The 13,987-nt window shown below is 56.3% G+C and carries 9 protein-coding genes; 5 read left to right on the top strand and 4 right to left on the bottom strand.

Annotated elements, in window-relative coordinates:
• The first annotated feature begins 66 nt into the window (after positions 1 to 66).
• Positions 67 to 1,365, top strand: coding sequence for an adenylosuccinate synthase (locus J0A66_RS00565; protein WP_206571824.1), 1,299 nt, complete (start codon positions 67 to 69; stop codon positions 1,363 to 1,365).
• A 165-nt stretch (positions 1,366 to 1,530) separates the two neighbouring features.
• Here the strand turns inward: J0A66_RS00565 and fadA are convergent, their stop codons facing one another.
• The gene (fadA, locus tag J0A66_RS00560; RefSeq protein WP_206571823.1) at positions 1,531 to 2,694 is read right to left on the bottom strand and encodes an acetyl-CoA C-acyltransferase FadA; all 1,164 of its coding nucleotides are present in this window, start codon (positions 2,692 to 2,694) and stop codon (positions 1,531 to 1,533) included.
• Positions 2,695 to 2,709: 15 nt separating this feature from the next.
• The gene (gene fadB / locus J0A66_RS00555; RefSeq protein WP_206571822.1) at positions 2,710 to 4,854 is read right to left on the bottom strand and encodes a fatty acid oxidation complex subunit alpha FadB; all 2,145 of its coding nucleotides are present in this window, start codon (positions 4,852 to 4,854) and stop codon (positions 2,710 to 2,712) included.
• Positions 4,855 to 5,155: 301 nt separating this feature from the next.
• Between fadB and J0A66_RS00550 the strand changes: the two genes are divergently transcribed.
• The 4 genes from J0A66_RS00550 (at position 5,156) to bamJ (ending at position 10,737) form a co-directional block, all read left to right on the top strand.
• Positions 5,156 to 7,087, top strand: coding sequence for a lytic transglycosylase domain-containing protein (locus tag J0A66_RS00550; protein WP_338143848.1), 1,932 nt, complete (start codon positions 5,156 to 5,158; stop codon positions 7,085 to 7,087).
• Positions 7,088 to 7,173: 86 nt separating this feature from the next.
• Positions 7,174 to 8,493 carry a Xaa-Pro dipeptidase gene (gene pepQ, locus J0A66_RS00545; protein WP_206571821.1) on the top strand — a complete coding sequence of 440 codons (1,320 nt, stop codon included), beginning with the start codon at positions 7,174 to 7,176 and terminating at the stop codon, positions 8,491 to 8,493.
• Positions 8,494 to 8,543: 50 nt separating this feature from the next.
• Positions 8,544 to 9,713, top strand: a complete 1,170-nt coding sequence (locus J0A66_RS00540; RefSeq protein ID WP_206571820.1) for a dipeptidase — start codon at positions 8,544 to 8,546, stop codon at positions 9,711 to 9,713.
• 406 nt (positions 9,714 to 10,119) lie between these two features.
• Complete coding sequence (bamJ, locus tag J0A66_RS00535) at positions 10,120 to 10,737, top strand: BamJ family beta-barrel-assembly machinery protein (RefSeq protein WP_206571819.1); 618 nt, start codon at positions 10,120 to 10,122, stop codon at positions 10,735 to 10,737.
• Between the two features lie 62 nt (positions 10,738 to 10,799).
• On the opposite strand, the gene hutH is transcribed toward bamJ, so the two are convergent.
• Together hutH and hutU are read right to left on the bottom strand one after the other, a co-directional pair.
• Positions 10,800 to 12,323 (bottom strand): histidine ammonia-lyase, encoded by a 1,524-nt coding sequence (hutH, locus tag J0A66_RS00530; RefSeq protein WP_206571818.1) that lies wholly within the window; start codon positions 12,321 to 12,323, stop codon positions 10,800 to 10,802.
• Positions 12,323 to 13,987 carry a urocanate hydratase gene (gene hutU, locus J0A66_RS00525; RefSeq protein ID WP_206571817.1) on the bottom strand — a complete coding sequence of 555 codons (1,665 nt, stop codon included), beginning with the start codon at positions 13,985 to 13,987 and terminating at the stop codon, positions 12,323 to 12,325. Before hutU ends, hutH begins: the two co-directional genes overlap by 1 nt.

Here is a 13,987-nt window from a genome sequence, read left to right as displayed (position 1 = left end):
ACAGATGATCTGGCTGGTTGAAATTTGATAGAATCCCCGCCTAATTTTCTGACCACTTTTTAATCCATGGCAAAAAACGTTGTAGTGCTCGGCACCCAATGGGGTGATGAGGGTAAAGGTAAGGTTGTAGACCTGTTGACCGACAAGGCAAAGTACGTGGTTCGCTACCAGGGTGGACACAATGCAGGTCATACACTGGTGATCGATGGCGAGAAAACCGTCCTGCACCTGATCCCCTCTGGCATTCTGCGCGACAATGTGACCTGTGTCATCGGTAATGGCGTGGTACTCAGCCCAGAAGCGCTGATGAAAGAGATCAGGATGCTGGAAGAGCGTGGCGTCCCGGTGAAGGAACGCCTGGTGATCAGCGAGGCCTGCCCATTGATTTTGCCTTACCATGTGGCGCTGGATCTGGCCCGTGAGAAAGCCCGGGGTAATAAGCCCATCGGCACTACCGGTCGCGGCATCGGTCCGGCCTATGAAGACAAAGTGGCCCGTCGTGGTCTGCGGGTAGGTGATCTGTTCTGTCAGGACACCTTCGCCGCCCGTCTGAAAGAAATTGTCGAGTTCCATAACTTCGCCCTGACCCAGTATTACAAGGTGGAAGCCGTGGATTACCAGCAGGTGCTGGATCAGACCCTGGCCATCGCAGACACTATCAAAGCCATGGTGGCCGATGTGCCGGATATGCTGGACAAGGCCCGTCTGCGTGGCGATGCCATTATGTTTGAAGGGGCCCAGGGTACGCTGCTGGATATCGACCACGGCACCTACCCCTATGTGACCTCCTCCAACACCACAGTGGGCGGTGTGGCCACCGGTGCCGGGTTCGGACCGCTGAACCTGGACTATGTGCTGGGTATCGTTAAAGCTTACACTACCCGTGTGGGATCAGGTCCTTTCCCCACGGAACTGGACTGCGAGGTGGGTAATCATCTGGGCACCAAAGGCCATGAGTTTGGCGCCACCACCGGACGTAAGCGCCGTACCGGCTGGTTCGATGCAGTGGCCATGAAGCGCGCCGTGCAGATCAACAGCATCAGCGGCTTCTGCCTGACCAAGCTCGATGTACTGGATGGCCTGGAAACCCTGAAGCTCTGTGTCGGTTACCGGGATGCCAGCGGCAATGTGCAGAGCGTTCCGCCCATGGCCGCCGACGGTTACGAGAAAGTCACCCCGGTGTATGAAGAGATGCCCGGCTGGAGCGACAATACCGTTGGTGTGACCTCACTGGATGGCCTGCCCCAGGCTGCCCGCAACTACATTAAGCGTATCGAGGAACTGACCGGAGTACCGGTGGATATCATCTCTACCGGCCCGGATCGGGTGGAGACCATTATTCTGCGCCATCCTTATGATGCCTAGTGAGTGAGGGGTAAGGAGTAAGGAGTAAGGAAAAAACCAATCTCCCTATTACTCTTCCTGACATTCAATAAAAAGCCCTGCTAATCAGCAGGGCTTTTTAATATGGACAGGGTGTGGGGTGACACGATCTCCTCACCCCTTATTCCTGTCTCCTCACGATCAATCTCACACCCGTTCAAACACCGTGGCAATCCCCTGACCCAGACCAATACACATGGTGGCCAAGCCCACCGACTTGTCGTTGGCTTCCATCAGGTTGATCAAGGTGGTGGAGATACGTGCACCGGAGCAGCCAAGCGGGTGGCCCAGGGCGATGGCACCCCCGTTTAGGTTGACCTTTTCGTCATAGCTATCCAGCCAACCCAGCTGTTTGACACAGGACAGGGCCTGGGCGGCGAAAGCTTCGTTAAACTCGGCAATCTCGATATCGTCCATGCTCATGCCAGCGGCTTTCAGCGCCTTTTTGGTGGCCGGTACCGGACCAAAGCCCATGATAGCGGCATCACAGCCGGCCACTCCCATGGATCGAATGCGGGCCCGGGCTTTGAGTCCCAATGCTTTGGCCTTATCGGCTGACATTACCAGCATCGCCGAGGCCCCGTCGGAAATCGCTGACGCAGTGCCGGCTGTGACCGTACCGTTGATCGGATCGAACACCGGGCGCAGACCGGACAGGGTTTCCACCGTGGACTCGGGGCGAATCACTTCATCGTAATCGATCAGGCTCAGGGCACCATCGGCATCGTGGCCTTCAATAGGGGCAATTTCACTGGCCCAGCGCCCTTCAACAGTTGCCTTGTGGGCGCGCTGGTGGGAGCGGGCGCCGAACTCGTCCTGCATTTCCCGGGTGATACCGTTCTGGCGACCCAGTAGTTCAGCCGTCATGCCCATATTGCCGGAGGCACGGGCGGTATGTTTGGCCAGTCCCGGATGGAAGTCCAGGTTGAAGTCCATAGGCACATGGCCCATATGTTCCACCCCGCCTATCAGATACACCTCACCCTTGCCGGCCATAATGCTGCAGGTGGCATCATGCAGGGCCTGCATGGACGAACCGCATAAACGGTTGACGGTGACGGCCGGGACCGAGCGGGGAATTCGGGTCAGCAACTGCGCATTACGGGCAATATTGAAGCCCTGCTCTTTGGTCTGTTGCACACAGCCCCAGATGATGTCGTCGATGTCCATCGGATCCAGTGCTCCATTGCGCTCAAGCAACTGAGTCATCAGATGGGCGGACAGGGTTTCGGCCCGTACGTTGCGAAACACCCCACCCTTGGAGCGTCCCATTGGCGTACGAATACAATCCACTATTACCACGTCTTTCATGATGTTCTCCGAAACTTATTGAGCGAAATAGGATTTGCCGGATGCCGCCATCTCGCGCAATCCGTCGGTGATCTGATAGATGGGTCCGAGGGACGAATACTTGTCGGCCAGGGCCACGAAGTTGTCCAGCCCCATGGTCTCCATGTAGCGGAAGATACCACCACGGAACGGCGGGAAGCCCAGGCCGTACAACAGCGCCATATCCGCTTCGGCGGCACTGGCGACAATGCCCTCTTCCAGACAGCGCACTGCCTCGTTGGCCATAGGAATCATCAGGCGCGCAATCACTGTCTCGGCATCAAACTCCTGATGCTCCACCCCAATGAGTTTGTAGGCCTCGGCAGAGGGGGTTTTGGTGGGCTTACCACGCTTGTCGGTACCAAAATCATAGAAGCCTTTGCCGTTCTTCTGGCCCAGACGCTCAGCTTTATACAAGCTTTGTATGGGATCATTACCGATACGCTGCATACGTTCAGGAATGCCCTGTGACATTACACCGGCAGCATGGTCGGCGGTATCCATCCCCACCACATCCAACAGGTAAGCCGGCCCCATGGGCCAGCCGAAGATTTTTTCCATTACCTTGTCAACCGCCACGAAATCGGCGCCATCCAGCAATAGCTTGCTGAAGCCGGCGAAGTAAGGGAACAGCACACGGTTGACCAAAAAGCCGGGGCAGTCGTTGACCACTATCGGCGTTTTGCCCATCTTCATGGCAAAGGCCACCACAGCGGCGATGGTCTCATCGGAGGTTTTCTCACCGCGGATAATCTCCACCAGCGGCATTTTGTGCACCGGGTTGAAGAAATGCATGCCGCAGAAACGTTCGGGCTGCTGCAGGCTTTCCGCCAGGCTGTTAATTGAGATGGTCGAGGTGTTGGAACAGATAATGGCGTCTTGGGCCACCGTCTCTTCTGTCTCCTTCAGCACTGATGCCTTTACCTTAGGATTTTCCACCACAGCTTCAATGACAATGTCCGCATCCTTGATGGCGCTGTATTCCAGTGATGGCACAATATTATTTAAAGTGGAGGCGAGGACCTTGGGGCTGACCTTGCCCAGCTCCACGCCTTTGTTCAGGATCTTGGCCGCTTCGTTAAGTCCCAGTTGCAGGGCGTCCTGGCGAATATCCTTCATCACGGTGGGAGTGCCTTTGACTGCCGATTGATAGGCGATGCCACCGCCCATAATGCCCGCGCCCAGTACGGCCGCTTGCTCAATGGCCTTTGTGGCGTTCTTTGCCTGCTTCTTGCCTTTGCTTTTGACCAGTTGGTCGGCGACAAAAATACCAATCTGAGCAGTCGCCGCATCGGTTTTGGCCAGTTTGACAAAACCTTCATTTTCCAGTTTCAGGGCACCATCCCTGTCCAGGGACGCCGCCTTAGCGACTGTCTCCACCATCATGTGGGGAGCCGGATAATGTTTGCCGGCCACGGCTGAGACCATAGCCTTGGCTGTGGCAAAACTCATGGTGGATTCGTTGGCATTGAGTTCAAGAGGGGCTTTCTTCTGTGCCCGGCGCTGTTGCCAGTCAATACGTCCTTCAATGGCCTGCCGTAACATAGCCAGACCCGCGTCACGAAGCTTCTCCGGCGCCACCACGGCGTTTACAGCCCCTTCGGCCAGGGCCTGCTCGGGTTTTCGGTCCTTGCCGGTGGTCATCCACTCCAGGGCATTGTCCGCCCCTATCAGCCGGGGCAAGCGTACGGTACCACCAAAGCCGGGCATCAGACCCAGTTTGACCTCGGGTAAGCCGATACGGGCCGAACTGTCTGCCAGGCGCAGATCACAGGCCAGGGCCATCTCACAGCCACCGCCCAGGGCAAAGCCATTCACCGCTGCCAATGTGGGGAAGGGCAGATCTTCGAAACGATCAAAGACTTTTGCTGTTTTGGCCACCCAGGCAAGGATTTCCGGCTCAGGCAGAGAAAACAGGTCATTGAACTCGGTAATATCGGCGCCCACGATAAAGGCGCCTTTATTGGAGCGCACCAAGGCTCCCTTAATCCCGCCGTGGCTCTCCAGCGCCGCACACAACGCGTCGAGCTCGGACACTGTCTGCTGATCAAACTTGTTCACTGAGCCGGCGGCGTCAAACACGACTTCGGCGATGCCGCCGTCCAGCAGCGTCGCCTTAAGGCTCTTACCTTCGTAAATCATTTTGTTCTCCTTTGGCCATCTATTCTGATGGTGCAACGCCCGGCAGTGCCGATGCGCCAGTGTAGGGTGCGCTCAATTCTTGTTTAAGCCGGAGCAAATTTCAACCGAAATTCAAACAAACGTTTAAATTTTTTTATTGTTGAGGAAAATACACTTCCAACTCAAGGCATTAGGATTAAAAAATGAGCCAAAGAATCTTTGCCTCTGTCATTTGAATACCTCTGAAGCCCTTGTCATACTTGATTATCTGGCCGGTATCGTTAATGTAGGGATCCTTTGGTGGTCTCTTGGGAGGCGGGTCGTGTCGTTTGTTTCTGTTCTGCGTAATCTGTTGTTGCTGATATGCCTGTTGCCAATGCTGTCGCTGGCCCAGGACAAACTAGAGAAACAACGGCAGCAGTTTCTGGAAGCGGAGAAATGGAGTTACTACCCGAACAGCCAGACCTTTATCGAGCTGACCGGGCAACTGCACGACTATCCTTTGCTGCCCTACCTCGAGCAGAATGCCCTGTTATCCGGCATCAAACTGAGTAACGAAGAGGCTATCGCCCGCTTCCTGCAGGACTACGACAAGACGCCACTGGATTCAGAACTGCGGCAAAAATGGCTGAACTATCTGGCCAAACGACAGGATCAGACTCGTTTCCTCAAGTACTACCGCGACATGGGTGATGATCATCTGCGTTGCCTCAATGCCGCCTACCGCCTGCAACAGTCAGAATTTCGCGAGCAGGCGTTTAAGCTGGTTCCTGAACTCTGGTTGGTAGGCAAATCTCAGGACAAAGCCTGTGATCCTGTATTCAGGCAGTGGACAGAAGCAGGCCACCGGACGAATGAGATGATCTGGCAGCGCCTGGCCCTGGCCGCCGACGGAGGGGACCATACCCTGGTCCCATACCTTCAATCACTGCTGCCCAAATCCCAGCAATACCTGGGGGATTTATGGCTGCAGGCAAGACGTAATCCTGCCAGTGTCAGCCGCCTGACAAATTTCCCGGTCAAACAGCCAGAGCGGGAAAAGCAGATTCTCATCTACGCACTCAAGCGCCTGGTCTGGCGGGATCAGGCCCTGGCCGTAAAAACCTGGCAGAAGGCGGCGGATAAGTTTCAGTTTCGCTTCGACGAGGAGCTGGATATGGCCAGGGGCTTTGCTATCGCGATGGCGGTAGAGAATCATCCCCAGGCAGAATTCTGGCTGGAAAAAGCCAACCAGGGGGACGGCAACGAAGACATTTTTCGCTGGCATCTGACCCATGTGCTACGGCACAAGGACTGGCAGCATGTTGCCGATGTGATCGGAAACGCCCCCAAAGATCTGGAGTCCGACTACTCCAGTCGTTACTGGCTGGCGCGCAGTTACGAGCACCTGAATGACCCGGTGGCGGCGCAGAAGCAGTTCGACACCCTGTCATCTGTGCGTCACTACTATGGTTTTATGGCCAGCGGCAAACTTGCCAGGACTCCAAGCCTGGCTGACAGCCCCTTGCAAGTCAGCGAGACCGAGTTACAGGCTATCGCCGATTTACCTGCCGCCAGACGTGCGCAGGAGTTCCTTGCTCTCAAACGCTACACTTCGGCCCGTCGGGAATGGCTGCAGATGCAGCCTCATCTGACGCACAGCCAAGGCCTGGCGGCCGCCGTACTGGCAGACAACTGGGGCTGGCATGATCAGGCCATCTTTGCTTTTTCCCGCCTGGGTTACCTCGACGATGTGAAGAGGCGGTTTCCGCTGGCTTTCGATGCCCAACTGCTGCAAAGCGCCAGCAAGCATCATGTGGATCCGGCCTGGGCTTTTGCTATCGCCCGCCGGGAAAGCTCCTTTATGGTAGATGCCAACTCAGGGGCCGGCGCCAAGGGTCTGATGCAGTTGATGCCTGGTACCGCCCGTTACCTGGCCAAGAAACAGGTGTCTAATCAGGTCCTGTTTGATCCACAACAGAATGTGGAGTTTGGGACTCAGTACCTGCGCTATCTGATGGACAAGATGCAGGATAATCCCGTGTTGGCCACTGCCGCCTATAACGCCGGCTGGCGGCGGGTCCAGCAGTGGCTGCCCAAGGAAGGCGTTCCACTGGATATATGGGTGGAAACCATTCCGTACAAAGAAACCCGCAATTATGTGAAAGCGGTGATGGCCTACAAGCAGATTTACAAGCAACGTCTGGGCCAGGAACAGAACCTGTTTAAGGATCTGGCCAATATGCAGATATCATCGGCAATGACAGCCATGTAATGGCTGTCATTTGCATTCAGGCATGCTTCTGACAGGCCGCCGATTGTGCTAGTGTACTGGGCAATATCACCTATTGCGGAGTACCGATGCAAGAGCTGGCTAACCTCTACCCTCAACATCTCGCCGAACTTCAGAGCCGCACGCTGGAAGCCATCCAACGGGAAGGCATAGAAGGCCTCATTATTCACTCGGGCCAGGCCAAGCGTCGTTTTCTCGATGACATGGATTACCCCTTCGCAGTCAATCCCCAGTTCAAGGCATGGGTGCCGGTGGTCGACAACCCCAATTGCTGGCTCATCGTCAATGGTGCCGACAAGCCCAAACTGGTATTTTACCGTCCAAGGGATTTCTGGCATAAGGTGCCGCCTCCCCCCGGCGATTTCTGGGCTGAACACTTCGATATTATCCTGTTGGCCAAGGCGGATCAGGTGGAAAAACACCTGCCCTACGACAAACGTAAGTACGCCTACATCGGCGAGTATATCGAAGTGGCCAGAGCTCTGGGATTTGAGTTGGTTAATCCTGACCGGGTGTTACATTACCTGCATTACCACCGCGCCTACAAGACAGACTACGAACTGGCCTGCCTGCGCCGAGCCAACCGCATCGCCGTGGAAGGGCATCGGGCTGCCAGGGCAGCCTTCTTCGAAGACAAGGCCGAGTTCGATATTAACCAGGCCTATCTGAGCGCTGTACGCCAGGGCATCAACGAGGTGCCCTACGGCAATATCGTCGCCCTGAATGAGAACGCCGCTATATTGCATAACATGACAGTGGACGCTCACAAACCTGATGAGCACCGCTCTTTTCTTATCGACGCGGGCGCCCAGTTCCATGGATATGCCGCCGATATTACCCGAACCTACGCCAGACAGCAGAACGCCTTTGCCGATCTGATTCTGGCCATGGATCAGGTCACCCTGGATCTGGTGGATATGCTCAAGCCAGGCATTCCCTATCCGGACCTGCATATTGCCGCCCACCACAAAGTCGCCCAGTTGCTGAAAAGCTTCGGTCTGGTGAACCTTAACGCAGAGGATATTCTCGAACAGGGTATCAGCAGAACGTTCTTCCCCCACGGCATCGGCCACCATCTGGGGTTGCAGGTGCATGATATGGGCGGCCTGATGCTGGATGACCGTGGCACACCTGCCCCTGCGCCGCCGGAGCATCCCTTCCTGCGGGCCACCCGTCAGGTGGAAGCCAGACAGGTGTTTACCGTGGAACCGGGACTGTACTTTATCGATAGCCTGCTGGCCGATCTGAAAGGCAGTGAGCAGTCCAGGTATATTAACTGGGACAAGGTGGACGAATTCCGTCCCTTCGGCGGCATCCGCATTGAGGACAATGTGATTGTCCACCGTGACAGGAACGAGAATATGACCCGGGATTTGGGTCTGAACTGAGACAATATGCCTCTTCTCAATAAAAAGAAAACCACTACAGGAAGCAACGCGTGAAAACTTCTTTAGCTTTGACACTCACCGCCTTGTTGGCGTCTCCGGCCGCTCTGGCCATCAGCCCTTCCGAACAGGCCAGGAACCTGGCGAAGGAAACCATTATTGTCGACGGCCACATCGATGTGCCGTATCGCCTGGCCGAGGAGTGGGAAGATGTGACTCAGGCCACAGAGAAAGGGGATTTCGATTATCCCCGGGCAGTGGCCGGCGGCCTCAATGCACCCTTCATGTCCATCTATATTCCCGCCAGCTATGAGACCTCAGGCGACAGCGTGCTGTTGGCCAATCAGTTGATTGACAGTGTCGAAGCCATTGTCGGCCGGGCACCGGACAAGTTTTCCATGGCTTATACCGTAGCCGATGTGGAAAAAGCCTTTGCCGATGGCAAAATCGCCCTGCCCATGGGCATGGAAAACGGCACCCCTCTCAAGGGTAGCTTCGATAATCTGAAGCACTTCTATGAGCGCGGTGTGCGTTACATTACCCTGGCTCATTCCCAGGCCAACCATATTTCAGATTCCTCCTATGACCTGCGTCGTAAATGGAACGGGCTGAGCCCGTTCGGCAAGGAGCTTGTCGGCGAGATGAATAAACTTGGCGTGATGGTGGACATTTCCCATGTCTCTGATGAAGCCTTCTACCAGGCCGTGGAACTATCCAGAGTCCCAGTCATCGCGTCCCACTCCTCTTTGCGTCAGTTTACCCCGGGATTCGAGCGCAACATGAATGATGAGATGATCAAGGCCCTGGCCAAAAACGGCGGGGTCATCATGATCAACTTTGGTTCCAGTTTTGTGTCCAATATGGCGCAAAGTTGGGGTAAGCAGCGCACCGAAGCGATGGAAGCGGCCGGCGAAACCAACAGAGACAAATTTGAAGCCCTGTATCGCAAGAAGAACCCTTATCCCTTTGCCACCCTGGAAATGGTGCTCGATCATATCGACCATGTAAGGGACCTGGTGGGTATCGACCACATAGGTATCGGCTCGGACTATGATGGAGTGGGTGATTCCCTGCCTGTCCATCTCAAGGATGTATCCACCTATCCTAACCTGGTACAAGGTCTGCTGGACCGGGGCTATTCGGAGGCCGATATTCGTAAGATATTGTCAGGCAATTTCCTGCGGGTATGGAAAGAAGTGGAAGCTTACGCCGCCAACCATTAATGCCAACGGCCGGATTCCACCGGGAGGCCGGCCATTTCCTCTCAAGTTTTTTCCGCCTGCAGCCGATATTTTATTCAAGACATGACCAGCAAGGACAAACATGCAGTTAAAGTCCAACCCCTTAGAGCAACTGTCGCCGACTGCGGCCCCTTTATACACCCAGCCGGCCGTTTTGCCAGGTATGGCCGATATCCAGAGCGATCAGTGGGTTCTGAATCTGCCTGACCAACTGATGCAAAAACTAAAAGCCTCACGTCCAAACTGAGACTGCAGGCACCTCAGCCAAGCTTTTTCCCTGTACATCATACGCACGGATGTTAGGATCCCCGCTCGCCGATATCTATCGGACTAATCTCCAAACGTTTCCTCTGCCAGACAGGCAGATATCCAGCTTAAAGGATCCCCCATGTCTAAATATTCCAGCGTAGAATCCCAGGCCAGCTATGGCATAGGTTTGCAAATGGGCGAGCAGCTCGCCGGCAATCCTTTTGAAGGACTGGATATCAGCGCCGTGCAGGATGGTCTCGCCACCGCCTTTAATAAAGCCCCCAGCGCCGTCAGCAACGAAGAGCTGCGTATCGCTTTCAATGCTATCCACCAGAAGATGCAGGCCGCCAAGGCGGAACAGGCTAAGCATGTGATTGCCGAGGGGGAAAGCTTCCTGGCTGAGAACGCCAAGCGTGACGGTGTGCAGGTGACTGAATCCGGCCTGCAGTATGAAATCCTCGCAGAAGGCGAAGGCACCTCTCCCGAGGCTGACTCTAATGTACGCACCCATTATCACGGCACCCTTATCGACGGCACAGTGTTTGACAGTTCTTATGAGCGCGGTCAGCCGGCCGAGTTTCCGGTCAATGGCGTTATCAAGGGTTGGACGGAAGCCCTGCAGATGATGAAGGAAGGTGCCAAGTGGCGCTTATACGTGCCTCATCACCTGGCCTATGGCGAACAAGGCGCAGGCGCGGCCATCGGCCCATACAGCACTCTGGTGTTCGATGTGGAACTGCTTGACGTCCTGAGCTGACCGATTCGAGCCCGGATATTAAAAAGCCCGGCGACGCAGCCGGGCTTTTTTTTGCACGCACCTTATCGGCTGAGCATCACCGAATGGGCAAGTTCGTTATAGACGCCTTCACCAATCTGCGCCGCAATCTGTTCGATATCCGGCGAGAAGTAGCGATCGTGATCGTAGAAGGCAACTTTTTCCCGCACCAGGGCGTAGGCCTCCTCCAGCCTGGGACTGGATAAATGGGGACGACGGAAATCCATGCCCTGAGCCACGGCCAGCAACTCCACCGCCACTATGCCACGGGTATTTTCCGCCATATCAGCCAGACGTCGGCCGGCAAAGGTGGCCATGGACACATGGTCTTCCTGATTGGCCGAGGTGGGCAGGCTGTCCACGCAAGCGGGATGGGCCAGCGTCTTATTTTCGGAGGCCAGGGCCGCCGCAGTCACCTGGGCCAGCATAAAGCCGGAGTTGACCCCACCGTTTTCCACCAGGAAGGGTGGCAGGCGGGACAGATTGCTGTCGATCAACAGGGCAGTTCGACGCTCTGACAGGGCACCGATTTCGGCGATGGCCAGGGCCAAATTGTCGGCGGCCATGGCCACAGGTTCGGCATGGAAATTTCCGCCCGAGATAATGTCTTCGCCAAATACCAGCGGATTGTCAGTGACGCCGTTGGCCTCGGCCAGCAACACCTCGGCAGCCTGGCGCATCTGAGTCAGACAGGCGCCCATCACCTGGGGCTGGCAGCGCAGTGAATACGGATCCTGCACCTTGTCACAATCCTCATGAGACTGCCCGATGCCAGACTGGGGCCCGAGCAGATCACGATACAAGGCGGCCATATCCTGCTGGCCACGTTGGCCACGAGCCTCGTGGATACGTGCATCGAAGGGAGCACGGCTGCCAAGGGCCGCTTCCACACACATGGAACCAGCTACGGCCGCAGCGGCGAGCAGATCTTCAGCATGGAACAGGCCTTCCAGCGCAAATGCCGTGGAGGCCTGCGTGCCATTAAGCAGAGCAAGGCCTTCTTTGGGCGCAAACGTCAGGGCGTCGAGGCCGGCAATCTCCAGTCCCTCGGCACCTGTCAGCCTATTGCCTTTGTAACGTACATGACCTTCGCCCATCAGGGGCATACTCATATGTGCCAGCGGCGCCAGATCGCCGCTTGCGCCCACCGAGCCTTTCTTGGGCACACAAGGATAGACCCCGGCATTGAGCAGGGCGATCAGGTTTTCAATCACCTTCAGGCGGATGCCCGAGAAGCCCCTTGCCAGGCTGTTGATTTTTAAAAGCATCATCAGCCGCACTGTGCTGTCGTCCATCAGTGCTCCGGTGCCGGCTGCATGGGAGAGCACAATACTGCGCTGCAGAAGTTCCAGCTCTTCAGGCTTGATACGGGTATTGGCCAGCAGACCAAATCCCGTATTGATGCCGTACACCACTTTGCCTGCATCCAGTATGCGCTGCACCGTGGCGGCTGATTCTCGGATGGCAGGTTTGGCCTCCTCAGTCAGGGTCACTTTTACCCCCTCACGGCTGGCCAGTCGCAGGGTCGCCAGATCCAACTGGCCAGGTGTCAACCTCAGGTCAAACATTATTCGTTCTCCAGCATGGGTAAATCCAGACCATTTTCTTTCGCGCAGCGTTTGGCGATGTCGTAGCCGGCATCGGCGTGACGCATCACGCCGGTAGCAGGGTCGTTCCACAATACCCGACCCACGCGCTTGGCCGCCGCCTCGGTGCCGTCACAGAGAATCACCACACCGGCATGCTGGGAAAAGCCCATCCCCACGCCGCCTCCATGATGCAGGCTGACCCAGGTGGCACCTCCGGCCGTGCTGAGCAGCGCATTGAGTAACGGCCAGTCTGATACGGCGTCGGAACCATCCAGCATGGCTTCGGTTTCACGGTTGGGGCTGGCCACGGATCCGGAATCCAGATGATCCCGGCCAATCACCACCGGAGCCTTAAGCTCCCCGTTTTTAACCATTTCGTTAAAAGCCAGGGCGACACGGGCCCTGTCTTTCAGACCAATCCAGCAGATACGGGCCGGCAGGCCCTGGAACTGAATGCGCTCACGTGCCATGTCGAGCCAGTTGTGCAGGTGGGCGTTGTCGGGAATTAGCTCCTTGACCTTCTGATCCGTTTTATAGATGTCTTCCGGATCGCCGGACAACGCGGCCCAGCGGAAGGGACCGATGCCCTCACAAAACAAGGGGCGGATGTAGGCCGGCACAAAGCCGGGGAAGTCGAAGGCGTTTTGTACTCCTTCTTCAAAGGCCATCTGGCGAATATTGTTGCCGTAGTCCAGTGTGGCGGCACCCCGTTCCTGCAGGGTTAACATGGCGCGGACCTGCACGGCCATGGATTGCTTGGCGGCTTTAACCACCGCCCCTTCGTCCTGCTTGCGCATGGCAGCGGCTTCTTCCAGGGTCCAGCCCTGGGGGAGATAGCCGTTTAAGGGATCATGGGCCGAAGTCTGGTCAGTCACCACATCGGGGGTGATATTGCGCGCTACCAGCTCGGCAAAGACATCGGCGGCGTTGCCCAACAGGCCTACCGAAACCGGCTGCTGAGCCTGCTCAATAATCTCCATTGCTTCATCCAGACTGGCAGCCTTTCTGTCCAGGTAACGGGTACGCAGACGAAAATCGATACGGGTCTCATCACATTCCACCGCCAGCATGGATAAACCAGCCATGGTGGCGGCCAGCGGTTGGGCACCGCCCATGCCTCCTAGCCCCCCAGTAAGTACCCACTTTCCTTGTGGATCCCCATCGAAGTGCTTCCTGACCACCGCGCCGAAGGTTTCATAGGTGCCCTGAACAATCCCCTGACTGCCGATATAGATCCAGCTGCCGGCAGTCATCTGGCCGTACATCATCAGGCCCTGTTTATCCAGCTTGTTGAAGTGCTCCCAGTTGGCCCAGTGCGGAACCAGATTGGAGTTGGCAATCAGCACCCTGGGAGAATCCGGATGGGTTCTGAACACCCCAACCGGCTTACCGGACTGGATCAACAGGGTTTCATCATCTTCCAGACGCTGCAGCACTTCGACTATCTTGTCAAAACATGCCCAGTCCCGGGCAGCCCGGCCGATACCGCCGTACACCACCAACGCTTCAGGTCGCTCTGCCACTTCCGGGTCCAGGTTGTTCATCAGCATGCGCAGGGCCGCTTCGGTTTGCCAGCTTTTACAGCGCAGCGTGGATCCATGTGGCGCCCGGATCTCGCGGCTGGGATCGAGTCTGTTGTTCAT

Source organism: Bowmanella dokdonensis (genome assembly GCF_017254865.1).
GTDB classification, from domain to species: Bacteria; Pseudomonadota; Gammaproteobacteria; order Enterobacterales; family Alteromonadaceae; genus Bowmanella; species Bowmanella dokdonensis.
Note: the sequence above shows the minus strand (reverse complement) of the source record. Positions and strands in the feature narration are given on the sequence as shown.